Source organism: Pseudomonas rubra (assembly GCF_028656935.1).
In the GTDB taxonomy this organism is placed as follows: Bacteria; Pseudomonadota; Gammaproteobacteria; order Pseudomonadales; family Pseudomonadaceae; genus Aquipseudomonas; species Aquipseudomonas rubra.
This window is the reverse complement of the sequence record NZ_JAMDGZ010000014.1, coordinates 45,009-59,220: the sequence shown is the minus strand read 5'-3', so window position 1 is coordinate 59,220 and position 14,212 is coordinate 45,009. Positions and strand designations below refer to the sequence as shown.

Sequence of the window (14,212 nt, the reverse complement as noted above, 5' to 3'; positions counted from 1 at the left end):
TGGCATGTGCCTATATATTTATTGACTTTTTATGACGTTAAATTCTCCTCACTGCATCGTAGTTTTCATGGATAACCACTCCGCGGCATGGGCGACTTAGATATAGAACTTAATCGCGGCCACTTCTCGGTGAGATGACGCACCAATGTACTCGACGTTTAATTTGACTAGTGTCGTGAGCGGTTAGTTAATTTTCTAACCTACAACGATATACTGTGCATCCCTCGCCCCGAGATGGTTCCGGGTATGCCTCGTCCAATTGCTCCCTTTATACTGCAACCCGCCGACGTTCTTACGCTTCAAGGTTGGCTGCGCATAAGTACGCTGGAGCAGAGCCTTGCTCAGCGGGCGCGGATACTGCTTTTGCTCAATGAAGGGGGTGACGCTCATAGCCATCTGCGGGCAGTTACTGATTACGACACCGACCGTGTTCAAGTGGCGAAAGCGTTATCTGGAGGCGAGTACCGACGGCCTGAGCGACCTGCCGCGTAGCGGTCAGCCTTTGAAGCTGAATGCTGAGAAAATCAAAGAACTCCTGCCCCTGACAACGCACCGGGTTCCCAAGGAAGCAACGCACTGGAGCGTCCGGTTGATGGCTAAGTACGCTCGCGTTACCACTTGGCAAGTCCGACAGATATGGGCAGCGTCCGATCTCAAGCCGCACCGATTGAAGACATTCAAGATCAGCAACGATCCGCACTTCGCTGAGAAGGTCATTGATGTGGTCGGGCTCTACCTGAGCCCTCCGGACAACGCCATGGTGCTGTCGGTTGACGAGAAAACTCAGATCCAGGCGCTGGATCGTACTCAGCCAATGCTGCAACTTCGGCCTGGGCAGATCAAGCGGCGAACCCATGATTACAAGCGCCACGGCACGGCGAGCCTGTACGCCGCGTTCGACATCATTACCGGTGAAGTAATGGACCGGATTACCCAGCGGCACCGGACCAAGGAGTTTCTGGATTTTCTCCGGCAGATTGATAAAAACACGCCTGCCGAGTTGGATCTCCATGTGATCCTGGACAACAGTTCGACGCACAAAACCGCAGCGATCAAGGCCTGGCTGGAAAAACATCCGCGCTTCAAGCTGCACTTCACACCGACCAGTGCGTCCTGGCTAAACGCGGTGGAAGGCTGGTTTTCACAGTTGGAGAGACGCGCGCTGTATCGAGGTGTCTTCACCAGTGTTACTGATCTGAAAGTCGCGATCCGCCAGTTCATTACTGCTCATAACGAGCATTCAGCCAAGCCGTTCAAGTGGACAAAGACTGCAGCGGCCATCATCAGCTCGGTACATATGGCAACGCTGAGTGTGATGAAAAATAAGCCAATGAATTAAGCGCTCAGGGCACTAGGCTCTGTATGAAGTCCCGAGAATCCCAATCGACACCTCTTGAGCTCTGAAAATTTGTAGATTTTCCAAGCATCTACGGAAAGGAATTCTGTGGTTGCAAAGTATTACAAACTCTCGGATGAGGCTTGGACTGTGGTTGCCGATCTCTTCACCGAAACCCATGGCCGAGGGCGGCATCGCCTGAGCGACCGTCTGATGCTCGAGGCGTGCTCTGGGTGCTCTGCTCGGGTACTGCATGGCGAGATATGCAGGAACGCTTTGGCCCGTGGTCAACGGTGTATCAACGGTTTCGAGGCTGGCGAAACCAGGAGACATTCGATCAGATGCTCAAACACTTCCACCTGAGATTGAATGAGCAAGGCTTGATCGATCTGCAAACCTGGATGAACGATTCAACCGCAGTACGCGCAACCCGAGCCTCATCTGGCGCTAAAAAAAAGGAGGCCTGAGGAGTCTGCCGATCACGCTCTAGGCCGCAGTCGCGGAGACCTGACAACCAAAATCCACATGCTCTGCGACGTAAAGGGATACCGTTGCGTTTCCTCCTCTCTGGCGGTCAAGCCAGTGACATCAGCCATGCCCAACCATTGTTTGACAAAGTCAGCATTCCATCGAGCCAACGTGATCGTCCGCGTAAGCGCTATAAATGGTTGCTTGCCGACAAGGGCTACGCCGCTACTGCGATCACTATCGAATGCAACCCGTCATCCTGCTGCACTCAATGAAGCGCAAACCCAAACTTGGCTTACCCAGACTGTTTGATCGGCCCAAATACCGACAGCACAACATCATCGAACGCATGCTTGGCTGGTTGGAAATAGAACCGTCGGATCGTGACACGCCTCGACAAGCTCGCGAAAAGCCACGCCGCCATGGTTTCACTGGAGTGTTTGCGACATATCTATTCGTACAGAGCCTAATGCGAAATTCGGCGGGACCTTTGCTCTGCCGGGAGCGACGAAGCAATTCGGCTTGTTCTTCGTCGCTCAACTCAATCCGAGCAGCAGGTCGGCCAGTTTTCATATCGCTGCTCCAGCGCATTTTTGATGCTGAAAGCCCAGACCAATATATGAGTGTTACTTGCGAAACACCACACCAGACCATCGCCTCAGTTGCGCGGCGTTGCCACCGGCCCGCTGCGCGACCAATCCAGTAGCAGGCTGTAGGCCACCGCCAGCAAAGTCGGGCCAATGAACAGGCCGATAAAGCCAAAGGCCAGCAGACCACCAAACACCCCAAGCAGGACGATCACCAGCGGCAAGTTGCCGCCACGGCTGATCAAGTAGGGTTTGAGTACGTTGTCGACGCCACTGATGATGAAGGTCCCCCAGAGACCAAGGAACACCGCCATGCCGTACTCGCCCTGCCAGGCCAGCCAGGCGGTGGCCGGTATCCAGGCCAGTGGCGGGCCCATGGGGATCAGGCTGAGCATGAAGGTGACTATCCCCAGCACCAGTGCTCCCGGCACACCGGCAATCAGGAAGCCGATCAGTGCCAGCACAGCTTGCGCCGCCGCCGTGCCGATCACCCCGTTGACCACCCGTTGCACGGTGCCGGCCACCAGTTCCAGGTAATACTCGCCACGCTCACCCACCAGCCGGTCCAGCAAACGCAGGACAAACGCCGCAAGCCTCGGCCCGTCGCGGTAGAAGAAGAACACGAAGACCAGGCTCAGGGTCAGCTCAAGAATGCCGCTGCCGATCTGCGCGCTGCGCGCCAGCAGCCAGTTGCCGACCTGGCCCAGGTAAGGCTTGATCGTCATCAGCAAGGCCGCACCCTGCTGATCGATGGTGTCCCACATGCCCACCAGGCGTTCACCCACGAACGGCACGCCGCCCAGCCAGCCCGGTGCATCGGGCAGGCCGTCGACCTGCACGTCACGCACGAACGCCGTGGCGTCGCGGATGTGATCAGCCAGGTTGAAGCCCAGCCACACCAACGGCAATGCCACCAGCAAGATCCACAAGCTGGTCAGCAAGCCTGCGGCCAGGGTTTCGCGACCGCCGAGCAAGCGGGTCAACAGGCGCATCAGTGGCCAGCTGGCATAGGCCAGGATGGCGCCCCACAACAGCGCCGAAATGAACGGTGCCATCACCCACAGGCCGGCACCCAGCAGCGCCAGCAAGATGATCTGCACCAACAGGCGGTCGTTATTGGCCATCATGCTTCTCGATCAACGAATCAGTTCGACGTGGAAACCGTCAGTCTTGGCCTCGCCCACATCCAGCCGCGACGAACGCACCCCAGCCGTGACCAGTTGCTCGCGCCAGGCCTCGGCCTGGTCACCGCTCAGGGTCACGCGTAAGGTGCTGTCCAAGTTCAGGCTGCGGCCCAGCAACGTGACCCAGGCCGCTTGTGGCTCACCCAGATCAGGGTAGTCGAGCTTTCCGGTGTCACGCAGTTCGCGCAGCACCGTGGCCGGGGTTGGCAGCACTTCACCCAGGGGGGCGTCGGCAACAAATTCCTCTACGTGAAGGTAGGCGCGTTTGTTGCCGCGGGTGATGCTGTAGAGAGCCACCAGCGTGTTGCTCTGCTCCGCGGAGCGGCGCAGCAGAATGAAGGCTTGTTGATCGTCCGCGCCACCGAGGCGGGAATTCTTGAATACCTCGTTGGCCCACAGGCTGTTCTCCCCACAGTCGCGGGCCTGGCACCAGAACAGCGGATAACCACCGTCCTTCTGCAGGGCTTCCCGGGCGGCGGCGAAGGCGTCGTTGGCAGTACGCTCGGGCGGCAGCTCATAGGTAACCGAACTGACCCGACCGCGGCTATCTATCTTGCCTTCGGCGCGCAACTGGTTACTGATCTTGCGTAAGCTGCCCAACGGATAGATGCGTTCCTGTAGCGCTGCCGGGCGCTGATCGACCACTTTGGCGTCAAGCGGTACTGGCAGCCCCTCGGCCAGCAACGGTGCACTGGCGAGGACGCCGAGCCCGACCAGCGCGGCCTGGATAAAAGGTTTGAGCCTCATAGGCACGCCACCGAACACGGAGCTTCAAGGTGGTCAACGGATGTGGCAGTGTCTTGCTGGTTCATGGTTGTCTCCCTGTTCAACCCGCCAAGCCTCGACAGTTGCCCGCCACAAGTCAAGAAATGCCAAAGAAGCGATTGAAACAGTCTGCAACAAGGGTTGCACCCGCATCGTCATTCAGATGCAGGTGATGCCCGCCCGGCAGTTGCTCACAGGCAAAGGGGAGTTGCTCCAGCAGCTCGCCGTGACGCGCCAGCATGCCATCCGCAGCCACCACCAGTTTCGCCGGGCAGGCGATGCGCTGCACGAAGCTCATGGCCTGGTCTTGATTGAGACGGGTGGGCGATGGCAAGGTCAGGCGGCTGTCGCTGCGCCAGCTAAAGCCTCCAGGCACTGGCATCAACCCGCGCTGGGCCAGCAGCTCGGCAGCCTCACGGCTGACCGCAACCATACCCTTGATGCGTGCCTCGATGGCCTGCTCAAGGGTCGAGTGCACCGCCTTGCGTTTGCTGTCCAGGCGCAACTGCGCCTGCAGGGCCATGCTCATGCGCTCGGCGGCATCCTGCGGGCCACTGGTAGGCGGGATCACCCCGTCAATCAAGGCCAGGTGGCTGATCCGCTCGGGCATCGCGCCGGCCAGCAGCACCGAGATGATCGCACCCAACGAGTGCCCGAGCAGGGCAAAACGCGTCCAGCCCATCTGCTCGGCGACCCGCAGTACATCGTGGACGTAATCGGCCAGGGCATAGCTGGCGCCGGCCGGACGATGCTCGGAGTGACCATGGCCGGCCAGGTCCAGGGCCAGAATACGCAAGCCCTTTAATTGCGGCGCCAGGCGGGCAAAACTGTTGGCGTTGTCGAGCCAGCCGTGCAAGGCGATGACCGGCAGGCCATCGGCGGGGCCGAACAGGTGCGCGGCCAGTTCGATATGCCCAAGGTTCAGGCGGATTTCTTCTATTTCGCTACTCATGCCGGGGTGTCCTGCCAGCGATCGAACAGGCCCTTGATCAGGCTCGCGGTGTCGGTGGGGTGCTCCAATGGGAACATGTGCCCGCCCGGCAAACTGTGGTACTCGCCCCGGGGCATGCCGCGCACGGCCAAGGCATGATGGCGCTTGACCACCCGGCTGTGGCTGCCCCTGACCATGGCCAGGGGCAGCTTCAACTGCCTGGCCGGGCTTGGGCTGGTATGCGGCAAGCTGCGGTAGATGCTGATTTCGGTGGCCGGGTCAAAGCGCAGGCGCAAACCGCTCTCGTCTGCTTGCAGGCCATGTTCAAGGTAGGCATCCAGGCACTCCGGGTCAAAATGCCGGAACAGGCTCTTGCCGGTAAAGTAGGCCCGGGCGCTGTCGCGGTCGGCAAAGGCTTCGCGCCGCCCCAGGGTGCGCCCGGCCGGGGTGATGCGATCGATGAAGCCCATGCGCTTGGCCGCCTGGATCAGCCACTGGTCGACCCGGGTCAGCACCGGCGAATCGAGCATCACCACGCCACGGTAATACTGCGGGCAGCGCAACGCCGCATGCAGGTGCAACACCCCGCCCAAAGAATGACCGACACCCCAGACCGGGCCCGGTTGCTGCTGCAGGTGATGAATCAGCTCATCAACCAGGCTCTGCCAGTTGTCATTGACCGGAAAGCGCGGATCGTGGGCGTGCTGAGGCAGGTGAGTCACCTGGTAGTCTGGCGCCAGCGCAGCGAAGAGCTTGCCGTAGGTGGCCGAAGGAAAACCATTGGCATGGGCGAAAAAGATCTGCTGCGACATGGCCGCCAATCCGAAAGCGAGGGATGGCTCATTGTCGGCAACCCTAGCCACGGCAGCAATGTCCGGAAAAGCCATCGGCAACGGCAATCAGGTCAATACTCGCCAAAACTGGCCATCGAGCGCCGCAGGCAGGCCTGCATATAGGCCAGTTGCTGCTCCAGGGCCTCGCGGGCGCGGCGTTTGTCTTCGGCATCGAGGTCCAGCCGGCGCAGGGCCAGGCAACTGGTCTGCAGCAGGTGGGATGTGCGGATGCAGGCCTGGCGCAGCTGTTCCAGCTCGTACTGGCCTTCGAACTTGCGCAACAGATAGTCAAGCTTGGCGTCGGCGCTGTCCTGCAGCAGGCGGTACTCGGCAAAATCCAGCGCCTGGTGCCGTTGTACCTTGTCCAGCGCTGGCCGCACGTCGGCCGAGTACACCAGATCCAGATGTCTACCACTCATTGTCGAATTCCCTGGGACACCCTGCCCCGCAACCTGATCGCACGCTATCAAGGCAGGCAGTGCCCGACAACTGGTAAAAATATCAGGTCGATCAGCGGCTCGGTGCATCCTGGCCGAGGGGAATCACGGCGATGGTCAGGCGCGAAATGCAACTGGCCTTGCCCTCCTCGCCGCTCAGGCGAATATCCCAGACGTGGGTGCTGCGGCCGATGTGCACGGCTTTGGCCGTTGCCGTCACCCGCCCGCTGCGGATACCACGCAAGTGGTTGGCATTGATTTCCAGGCCTACACAATAGAATTTCTGCAGGTCGATGCACAGGCAGCTGGCCATGGAACCGACGGTTTCAGCCAACACCACCGAAGCGCCGCCATGCAGCAGGCCGTAAGGCTGATGGGTACGGTGATCAACCACCATGCTGGCGCTGAGCGAATCGTCGCTGAAGGATTCAAAGCGGATATCCAGCACCTCGCCGATGGTGTTCTTCTGCAGGGCGTTGAGGTGCTCGATATCCGGTTGGGTATGCCACAGGCTCATTGACTCGATCCTTGTTGTCATTGTTGTTAAGGGTGACTCATGGGTGATGCAGGTTACGCAGGGTCATCAGCCCAGCCAGCGGCCAGTCGCCTTCGAGCTGCGCCAGGCTGGCGGTGCTCATAGATGCCGGATGCTTACCACCCTCCAGCAGGCTGACCAGGTTACCCACCAGCGGTTGGTGGCTGACCAGAAGCACTTGCTCCAAGCCCAATTTGTCCAGCTCGGCGATGACCATTTGCGAGTCGCTGTCAGGGGTCAACCACGACACGGTCTGCACCGGCTTGGTGAAACCGAGGGCCTCATGGACCAGCGCGGCCGTCTGCTGGGCGCGCACGTAGGGGCTGGCAAGAATCACCTGCAGCGGTTGGCCAAGCAGCACCGCCGCGCTGCGCAGTACTTGCTCGCGCCCGTGGGCGGTGAGCCGGCGCTCGGCGTCGGTGTTGGCTCGCTGCTCGGCCTCACCGTGGCGCAAAACCCAGAGCTTCACAGCTTCGGCTCTTCGTCGCGCACCGGGTGTGGTGCAGGCGGCACGCTGTGGGCGGCTTCGCCTTCCGGCGCGCGCGGGGTTGGCCAGTCGGCGAACGGCCAGGGCTTCTGGTCGCTGTGGAAGCTGCCAAAACGGCCGATCTGGGCCAGAAACTGGCTCAGGCTATCGCCGAAACTCATCAGGCTGGCGCTCGGCGCACCATAGATCAATCGGTACACAAGCTGCACCAGCACCAGGCCGCCCAGCAGCAGTTCGGCCAGTTGCCAGACCACCAGGAACACCAGCATCCACAACACGCGCAAAACGATCGATTCGCGCTGGGTCTGCTTCGGGGATTCGTTCATGTCCTGCTCCTGCTTAGTTGAAACCGCTGGTGGAGATAAAGTCGACATCGGTTTTCGGCTCGCCGCGCATCAACAGCTCGATTACCTGGGTCAGGGTCCGGCCTTCGAACAGAATCGCGTGAAGCCCGGCCACCAGAGGCATGTACACCTGCACCTCCTGGGCTTTGACCTTGAGCACCTTGAGGGTGTTCACCCCTTCGGCCACTTCGCCCAGGCGGCTGACCGCCTCCTCCAGGCTCAGGCCCTGACCAAGGGCATGGCCGACCTGGTAATTGCGGCTCTTGGGCGAGGAGCAGGTGACGATCAGGTCGCCGACCCCGGCCAGGCCCAGGAACGTCATCGGGTTGGCTCCTTGGCTTACGGCAAAGCGGGTCATCTCGGCCAAAGCACGAGTGATCAGCATGCTCTTGGTGTTCTCGCCCATCCCCAAGGCCACGGCCATGCCGGCGATGATCGCGTAGACGTTCTTCAGTGCCCCGCCCAGCTCGACGCCAAAGCGGTCGCTGCTGGCGTACACGCGAAAGGTGCGCCCGTGCAGTACCGCCTGGACGCGCTGGCACAATGCTTCGTCTTCACTGGCGACCACGGTGGCGGTCAGCGCGTGCTCGGCCACCTCGCGGGCAAGGTTGGGGCCCGACAGCACGCCGATGCGCGCCTGAGGGGCAATTTCTTCGAGGATCTGGCTCATCAGCTTGAAGCTTTGCGCCTCGATGCCCTTGGTCAGGCTGACCAGCATCTTGCCGCCGAGCAGTTGCGCATGCTCGGCCAGCACACTGCGCAGGGCACTGGAAGGCAGCGCGACGAAGATCAGCTCACTGGACTGCAGGGTTGCCAGCAGGTCATTGACCGGCTCGACCCCGGCATGCAGTTTGATGCCCTTGAGGTAGCGCGGGTTTTCGCGGTTGGTGCGCATGGCTTCGGCCTGCTCGGGGTCGCGCATCCATTGCCGCACCCGGACACCGTTTTCCGCCAGCAGATTCGCCACGGCGGTGCCGAAACTTCCGCCTCCCAGAACTGCAACAGGCTGCTGTTCAGTCATATCCAATCCGTTAAAACCAATTTAAGTGGCGACCTGCGCATTATACGGAGCGCCAGTGCCAGAGCCAGTGGCAGATGACCGAATCAGCCTTGGGAACTGTCGCGGCGTGACTGGAAAATGCTCACCACTCGGTTAACATGCCCGACTTGAACCTGTTACCAAGGCCGCACCGTGTCTTTTGGCCCGCGCCCCAAACGCCCTTTATTACTGCTGACGGCCCTGCTCAGCGGCCCCGGCCTGGCTGACGACCTGTTTGTCGACAGCCAGGCCCTGCCGCAAGTGCTCACCGCCACCCGGCTCAAGCAATCACCCGCTGCCGTGCCGGGCAGCATGACCGTGCTCGACAACGAACTGATTCGCTCCAGCGGCGCCCGCGACATTCCCGAACTGCTGCGTCTGGTGCCGGGAATGATGATCGGCTATGGCGCCGGCAACCAGCCGACGGTCAACTACCACGGCAGCAACGTCAACGACGCACGGCGCATGCAGGTGCTGGTCGACGGCCGCTCGGTGTACCGAGCGGGCCTGGCCACCGTGGACTGGAGCGATATTCCGCTGGCCATGGAGGACATCGAGCGCATCGAGGTGTTTCGCGGCCCCAACACCGTCAGCTACGGCGCCAACGCACTGATGGCAGTGGTCAACATCCTCACCCGCAGCCCGGCCGACAGCCATGGCACACGCCTGAAGGTCACCCGGGGCCAGCGTGGCATCAATGACTGGTACGCAAGCCAGGGGCTGGGCTGGGACGGCGGCGACCTGCGCCTGTCGCTGTCGGGCATGCAGGACGATGGCTTCGACGAGAACCACCGGGGCCAGGACTACCGTGACAGCCGCCGCCTCAACCGCCTGGGCCTGAGCGCCAGCCACACCCTGGCCAACAATCAGAGCCTGGAATGGCAGTTCTCGGCCAAGGAAGGCAGCGATCAGCGGCCTTACACCTATAAACCGGTATTCCCCTACGTCACTGCCGCCGGCAACAACGCCGACGTCAACGCCAAGGACTACGCCGGCTCGCTGCGCTGGAACATCGATTTCAATCCCGAGCACAGCCTTTATGTACAAGGCTCGGCCCAGCACTGGGAGCGCGAACAGGAATGGCGCGCCTGCGACGCTGCGCTGTCGTTCAGCCCGCAGTTGACCCAGCTGTGGCGCCTGAATCCTAACTACGCAGAACAGGTGGCGCGCAACATCACCTCGCCCTTGCCCGCCGGCAACAGCGAGGAGCGCGCCCTGGCCGAGCAGGTCCAGCAGCAATGGCGCAATGGTGGATCGCAACAGGTCTGCGGCGACATTGACCAAAGCACCCGGGAAACCCGTTACGACATTGAAGTGCAGGACACCCTGAGCCTGGCCGACAACCTGCGCCTGGTCAGCGGCGCCAACTTACGCTACGACCGTGCCGACTCCCAGACCTATTTCAATGGCAGCCTGGACGACAGCACCTGGCGCCTGTTCGGCCACCTGGAATGGCGCGCCAGCGAGCACTGGATCCTGCAGGGCGGAGCCATGTATGAAGATGCCCGCCTGTCAGGCAACTCGCTGACCCCACGGGTCGCAGTCAACTACCTGATCACCCCGCGCCATGGTTTGCGTGCGGTGTACTCGGAAGCTGTGCGCTCGCCGGACATGTTCGAGAACAACGTCAACTGGAGTTACCGGGTCAACAACCTGGAGCCTGGCGCCTTTGGCCAACGCAATGCCGAGTACTTCGTCAAGACCCGCGGCCCGGGTGATCTGGAACAGGAACGTATGCGCTCGCGGGAACTGGGCTATAACGGTTATTTCGCTGATGCCGAGCTGAGCGTCGACTTCAAGCTGTTCTACGACGAAATCACCGGCATGATCAGCGAGCCACTGCGCAACAACCAGTACATTGCCAGCAACAGCAACAAGGCCCGCTTCAGCGGCAGCGAAGCACAACTGGACTGGCGCCTGACTCCGGCCGATCGCCTGCGCCTGACCTACGCCTACGTCGATGCCTGGGCCAGCAACCCGGCTGACCGCCGCCTGAGCGCGACCAACAGTGGCTCGGCCGGCTGGCTGCGCGAGTGGGGCGACGGCTGGTCCAGTACACTCTTCTATTATGGTGACGACGCGCTCAACCAATACCGTTTCGAACGCCTCGACCTGCGCGTGGCCAAACGCCTGCGCTGGAACCGTACCAGCCTGGATCTGGCCGGCATGCTCCAGCAGCGCCTGGATGATGAACCGACGACCATCTACGACAACCGTTATGACAGCCGCCATGTGCTGTCTTTCAGTGCAGAGCTTGCGTTCTGATGCGTCGCCTGCGGCACTGGCTGCTGCTGGTCTGCCTGTGGCCCCTGGGCCCCCTGTCGGCCAGTGAGATCCTGCTCACCGGCAGCCAGGACAACCCCGGCGTGCGCAGCTTCGTCGACGCCTTGCGCGAACAGCGCACGGCTGACCAGGTGCGTTTCATCCCTGTGGCCGAGCTGCCACGCCCGAGCCAGATCAAGGCCGCCACCCGCCTGATCCTGCTCGACAGCGCCAGCCTGGAGTGGCGCCTGAGCGAAACGGCCGGGCCAGCGGCGCTGGCCCTGCGCGTCAGTCGGGTCCAGGTCCAGCAACGCCTGGGCAACTTGCGCCCGGCCTACCTGAGCCTGCTCTGGAGCGACCCGCCGCTGGCGCGCCAGCTGCGCCTGACCCACTACCTGCTACCGCAGGCCCGTCGGGTCGGCGTGCTGTACACCGAGCACAGCCAGTTTCTCCTCGATGAACTGCGCGCGGCGGCGCGACCGCTGGGTCTGGAGATCGTCACCGAGGCCTGGCCCGACCTGCGCGACAGCCGCCCACTGCAAACACTGCTGCAAAACAGTGATGTGCTGCTAGGCATCGACGACCCGCAGCTGTACAACTCGAAAACAGCAAAGAACGTACTGCTCAGCAGCTATGGCCGGCAGATGGCACTGATCGGCCCAAATGCCGGGTTCGTCAAGGCCGGCGCCCTGGCCAGCACCCTGAGCGATCAGGACGACTGGCTGGCGGTGCTTGGGCAACTGCTCGACCAGCAGCCCAGCCGCTGGCCGCGTACGCTCTACCCGGCGCAGTTCAGCGTACTCGGCAACCAGCAGGTGGCCCGTGCCCTAGGCATCGAAGCGATTGACCCGTCCGCCGCCGCCATCGCCCTGGCCGAAGGAGAAAGCACACCATGAGACGGCGCCTGAGCTGGGACATCCATACCCGTACGCAAATCATCAGCCTTGGCCCGGCGCTGCTGCTGACCCTGTTGCTGATCAGCTTTTTTACCTTCGTGCGGATCCAGGACTTGCGCCAGGAGCTCAACCACACCGGCCAGCTGATCGCCAACCAACTGGCTCCGGCCTCCGAGTACGGGGTGATCGCCGGCAACAACGAAGTGCTCGAAAGCCTGATGCGCGCCACCCTGAGCATCCCCCACGTACGCTTTCTCGAGGTTCAGGACAGCAGCAACCACATCCTGGTCTACGTCGAGCAGCCGGACGAAAGCAACAATCGCGCGCAACAGGTCGAAGTATTCCAGGCCCCAATCCGCCTGCAGCAGATCCGTCTGGACAACGACTTCCTGCACGGCAACGCCCCCACCCGCAGTATCGGTGACGACTATCTGGGACGGGTAATCGTCGGCATGTCGGATGACGCCTTCAGCGAGCGGCAACAGGAGATCGTGGTCAAGGCCGGGATCCTTGCTCTGTTCGCCCTGCTGTTCACCTTCATCCTCGCCCGACGCCTGGCACTGAGTCTGGCCAAGCCGATCAGCGACATGGGCCATGCGGTGAAGGCCATCCAGCAGGGCGATTTCAACGCGCCGTTGCCGGTGGTCGACGACAGCGAGCTAGGCCACCTGGCACGGCACATCAACAACCTGGCCAGTGCCCTGAGCAAAGCCAGTCACGAGCAACAGCAAGCCATGTCGCAGTTGATCCAGACCCGGGAAGAGGCGGAACAGGCGAACAAGGCCAAATCCGACTTCCTGGCGATGATGAGCCATGAGCTGCGCACACCGATGAACGGCGTGCTGGGAATGCTGCAACTTCTTGAAACAACCTCGCTGAGCGAAGAACAGGCCGAATACACCGCCGTGGCCAGTGAATCCACCGGGCACCTGCTCAAAGTGATCAATGACATTCTCGATTTCTCGCGTATCGAGCGCACCACGGTGGAGCTTGAGCACATTGACTTCAACCTCGGCGATCTGATCGGCAGTTGCGTGCAGTCGTTCCTGCACCTGGCCCAACAGCGTGAGCTGGACCTGCAACTGCGCCTGCCGCCGGGTATCGAGCACCTGCAGGTGGTCGGCGACCCGACACGGATTCGCCAGGTGCTGCTCAACCTGATCGGCAACGCCCTGAAGTTCACCGAACGCGGCAGTGTGCAGGTCGAACCGCGCTGGCAAGTGCTCGACCGCCAGCTGATCTGGTTCACCTGCGCGGTGCGCGATACCGGCATCGGCATCGACAGCACGCGCCTAGAGATGATGTTCGTCGCCTTCCAGCAAGCCGACAGTTCGATTTCCCGCCGCTATGGTGGGACCGGCCTGGGCTTGTCGATTGCCCGCACCCTGACCGAACGGATGGGCGGTACCCTGCGCGGGGAAAGCCATGAAGGCCAGGGCTCGACCTTTACCCTGGAGATGCCCCTGGCCCTGTCGACCCTGCAGACCCCACGCCTGCCTGGCGGCTTGACCCGGGTCGAGGATGACGGCCAGGGCCGGCGCATTCTGCTGGTTGAGGACAACCCGGTGAACCAGACCGTCATTGAAGCCATGCTGCGCAGCCTGGGTTTTGAGGTATGCGTGGCGGTCGATGGCGCTCAGGCCGTGGCCCAGGCCGGACGCCAGCGCTTTGCCGCCGCCCTGATGGACTGCCGCCTGCCGATCATCGATGGCTATGAAGCCACCCGGCGCATCCGCCAACTGCCGCAAGCGGCGACGATGCCGATCATCGCCTTGACCGCCAATGCCTTACAGGGTGATCGCGAGCGCTGCTTGAACGCGGGCATGAACGACTACCTGGCCAAGCCGTTCAAACGCACTGATCTGCAGCAAATTCTGCAACGCTGGCTGCCCGGTCAGTCAGCTGCGACTGGCGATAAATGCTAAATTGCGGCAGTCTAAGAGACTGGACAAGCGCCGCGAAGGGCTTGAAAATAAAATTTCAGTGCACAAGTGTACTTCTTTGTCCCGTGCGCTGTGACTTTCACTACAACGCAATAGTCTATGTGTAGGCTGCCGGCTCAAACCTGTGGGTTTTGAGACGGCCGGGAAGATTTGCCCCCTGCCGCA

Annotated in this window: 12 protein-coding genes and 2 pseudogenes; 5 read left to right on the top strand and 9 right to left on the bottom strand. The window is 61.6% G+C overall.

The features are described from left to right. The first annotated feature begins 246 nt into the window (after window positions 1-246). Window positions 247-1,339, top strand: a pseudogene (locus M5G17_RS06870) (IS630 family transposase). A gap of 105 nt (window positions 1,340-1,444) precedes the next feature. Next, window positions 1,445-2,274: pseudogene (locus M5G17_RS06865) on the top strand (IS5 family transposase). Window positions 2,275-2,462: 188 nt separating this feature from the next. Here the strand turns inward: M5G17_RS06865 and M5G17_RS06860 are convergent. The 9 genes from M5G17_RS06860 to M5G17_RS06820 all read right to left on the bottom strand — a co-directional run bounded on the left by M5G17_RS06860 (window position 2,463) and on the right by M5G17_RS06820 (window position 8,928). Continuing rightward, window positions 2,463-3,515, bottom strand: coding sequence for an AI-2E family transporter (locus M5G17_RS06860; protein WP_273892231.1), 1,053 nt, complete (start codon window positions 3,513-3,515; stop codon window positions 2,463-2,465). 12 nt (window positions 3,516-3,527) lie between these two features. Further along, on the bottom strand, window positions 3,528-4,322 hold the full coding sequence (locus M5G17_RS06855; protein ID WP_273892230.1) for a DUF4892 domain-containing protein: 795 nt from the start codon (window positions 4,320-4,322) through the stop codon (window positions 3,528-3,530). 115 nt (window positions 4,323-4,437) lie between these two features. Next, window positions 4,438-5,292, bottom strand: a complete 855-nt coding sequence (locus M5G17_RS06850) for an alpha/beta hydrolase (RefSeq protein ID WP_273892229.1) — start codon at window positions 5,290-5,292, stop codon at window positions 4,438-4,440. Continuing rightward, the gene (locus M5G17_RS06845; protein WP_273892228.1) at window positions 5,289-6,083 is read right to left on the bottom strand and encodes an alpha/beta fold hydrolase; all 795 of its coding nucleotides are present in this window, start codon (window positions 6,081-6,083) and stop codon (window positions 5,289-5,291) included. Before M5G17_RS06845 ends, M5G17_RS06850 begins: the two co-directional genes overlap by 4 nt. 92 nt (window positions 6,084-6,175) lie before the next feature. Next, complete coding sequence (locus M5G17_RS06840; RefSeq protein ID WP_273892227.1) at window positions 6,176-6,523, bottom strand: hypothetical protein; 348 nt, start codon at window positions 6,521-6,523, stop codon at window positions 6,176-6,178. 91 nt (window positions 6,524-6,614) lie between these two features. Then, complete coding sequence (locus M5G17_RS06835; RefSeq protein WP_273892226.1) at window positions 6,615-7,058, bottom strand: hotdog fold thioesterase; 444 nt, start codon at window positions 7,056-7,058, stop codon at window positions 6,615-6,617. 37 nt (window positions 7,059-7,095) lie between these two features. Further along, a complete protein-coding gene (sixA, locus tag M5G17_RS06830; protein ID WP_273892225.1) occupies window positions 7,096-7,545 on the bottom strand; it encodes a phosphohistidine phosphatase SixA in 450 nt (149 codons plus the stop codon). Beyond that, window positions 7,542-7,889, bottom strand: a complete 348-nt coding sequence (locus M5G17_RS06825; protein WP_273892224.1) for a DUF4389 domain-containing protein — start codon at window positions 7,887-7,889, stop codon at window positions 7,542-7,544. Before M5G17_RS06825 ends, sixA begins: the two co-directional genes overlap by 4 nt. 13 nt (window positions 7,890-7,902) lie before the next feature. Continuing rightward, window positions 7,903-8,928, bottom strand: coding sequence for an NAD(P)H-dependent glycerol-3-phosphate dehydrogenase (locus M5G17_RS06820; protein ID WP_273892223.1), 1,026 nt, complete (start codon window positions 8,926-8,928; stop codon window positions 7,903-7,905). 171 nt (window positions 8,929-9,099) lie between these two features. Between M5G17_RS06820 and M5G17_RS06815 the strand changes: the two genes are divergently transcribed. From M5G17_RS06815 to M5G17_RS06805, 3 genes are read left to right on the top strand one after another with little or no spacing between them, the layout of a single operon-like run. Beyond that, a complete protein-coding gene (locus tag M5G17_RS06815) occupies window positions 9,100-11,211 on the top strand; it encodes a TonB-dependent receptor plug domain-containing protein (protein WP_273892222.1) in 2,112 nt (703 codons plus the stop codon). Further along, window positions 11,211-12,104, top strand: coding sequence for an ABC transporter substrate-binding protein (locus M5G17_RS06810; protein ID WP_273892221.1), 894 nt, complete (start codon window positions 11,211-11,213; stop codon window positions 12,102-12,104). Before M5G17_RS06815 ends, M5G17_RS06810 begins: the two co-directional genes overlap by 1 nt. After that, a complete protein-coding gene (locus tag M5G17_RS06805; protein WP_273892220.1) occupies window positions 12,101-14,029 on the top strand; it encodes an ATP-binding protein in 1,929 nt (642 codons plus the stop codon). The genes M5G17_RS06810 and M5G17_RS06805 overlap by 4 nt, the downstream gene beginning before the upstream one ends. The last annotated feature ends 183 nt before the right edge of the window (window positions 14,030-14,212 follow it).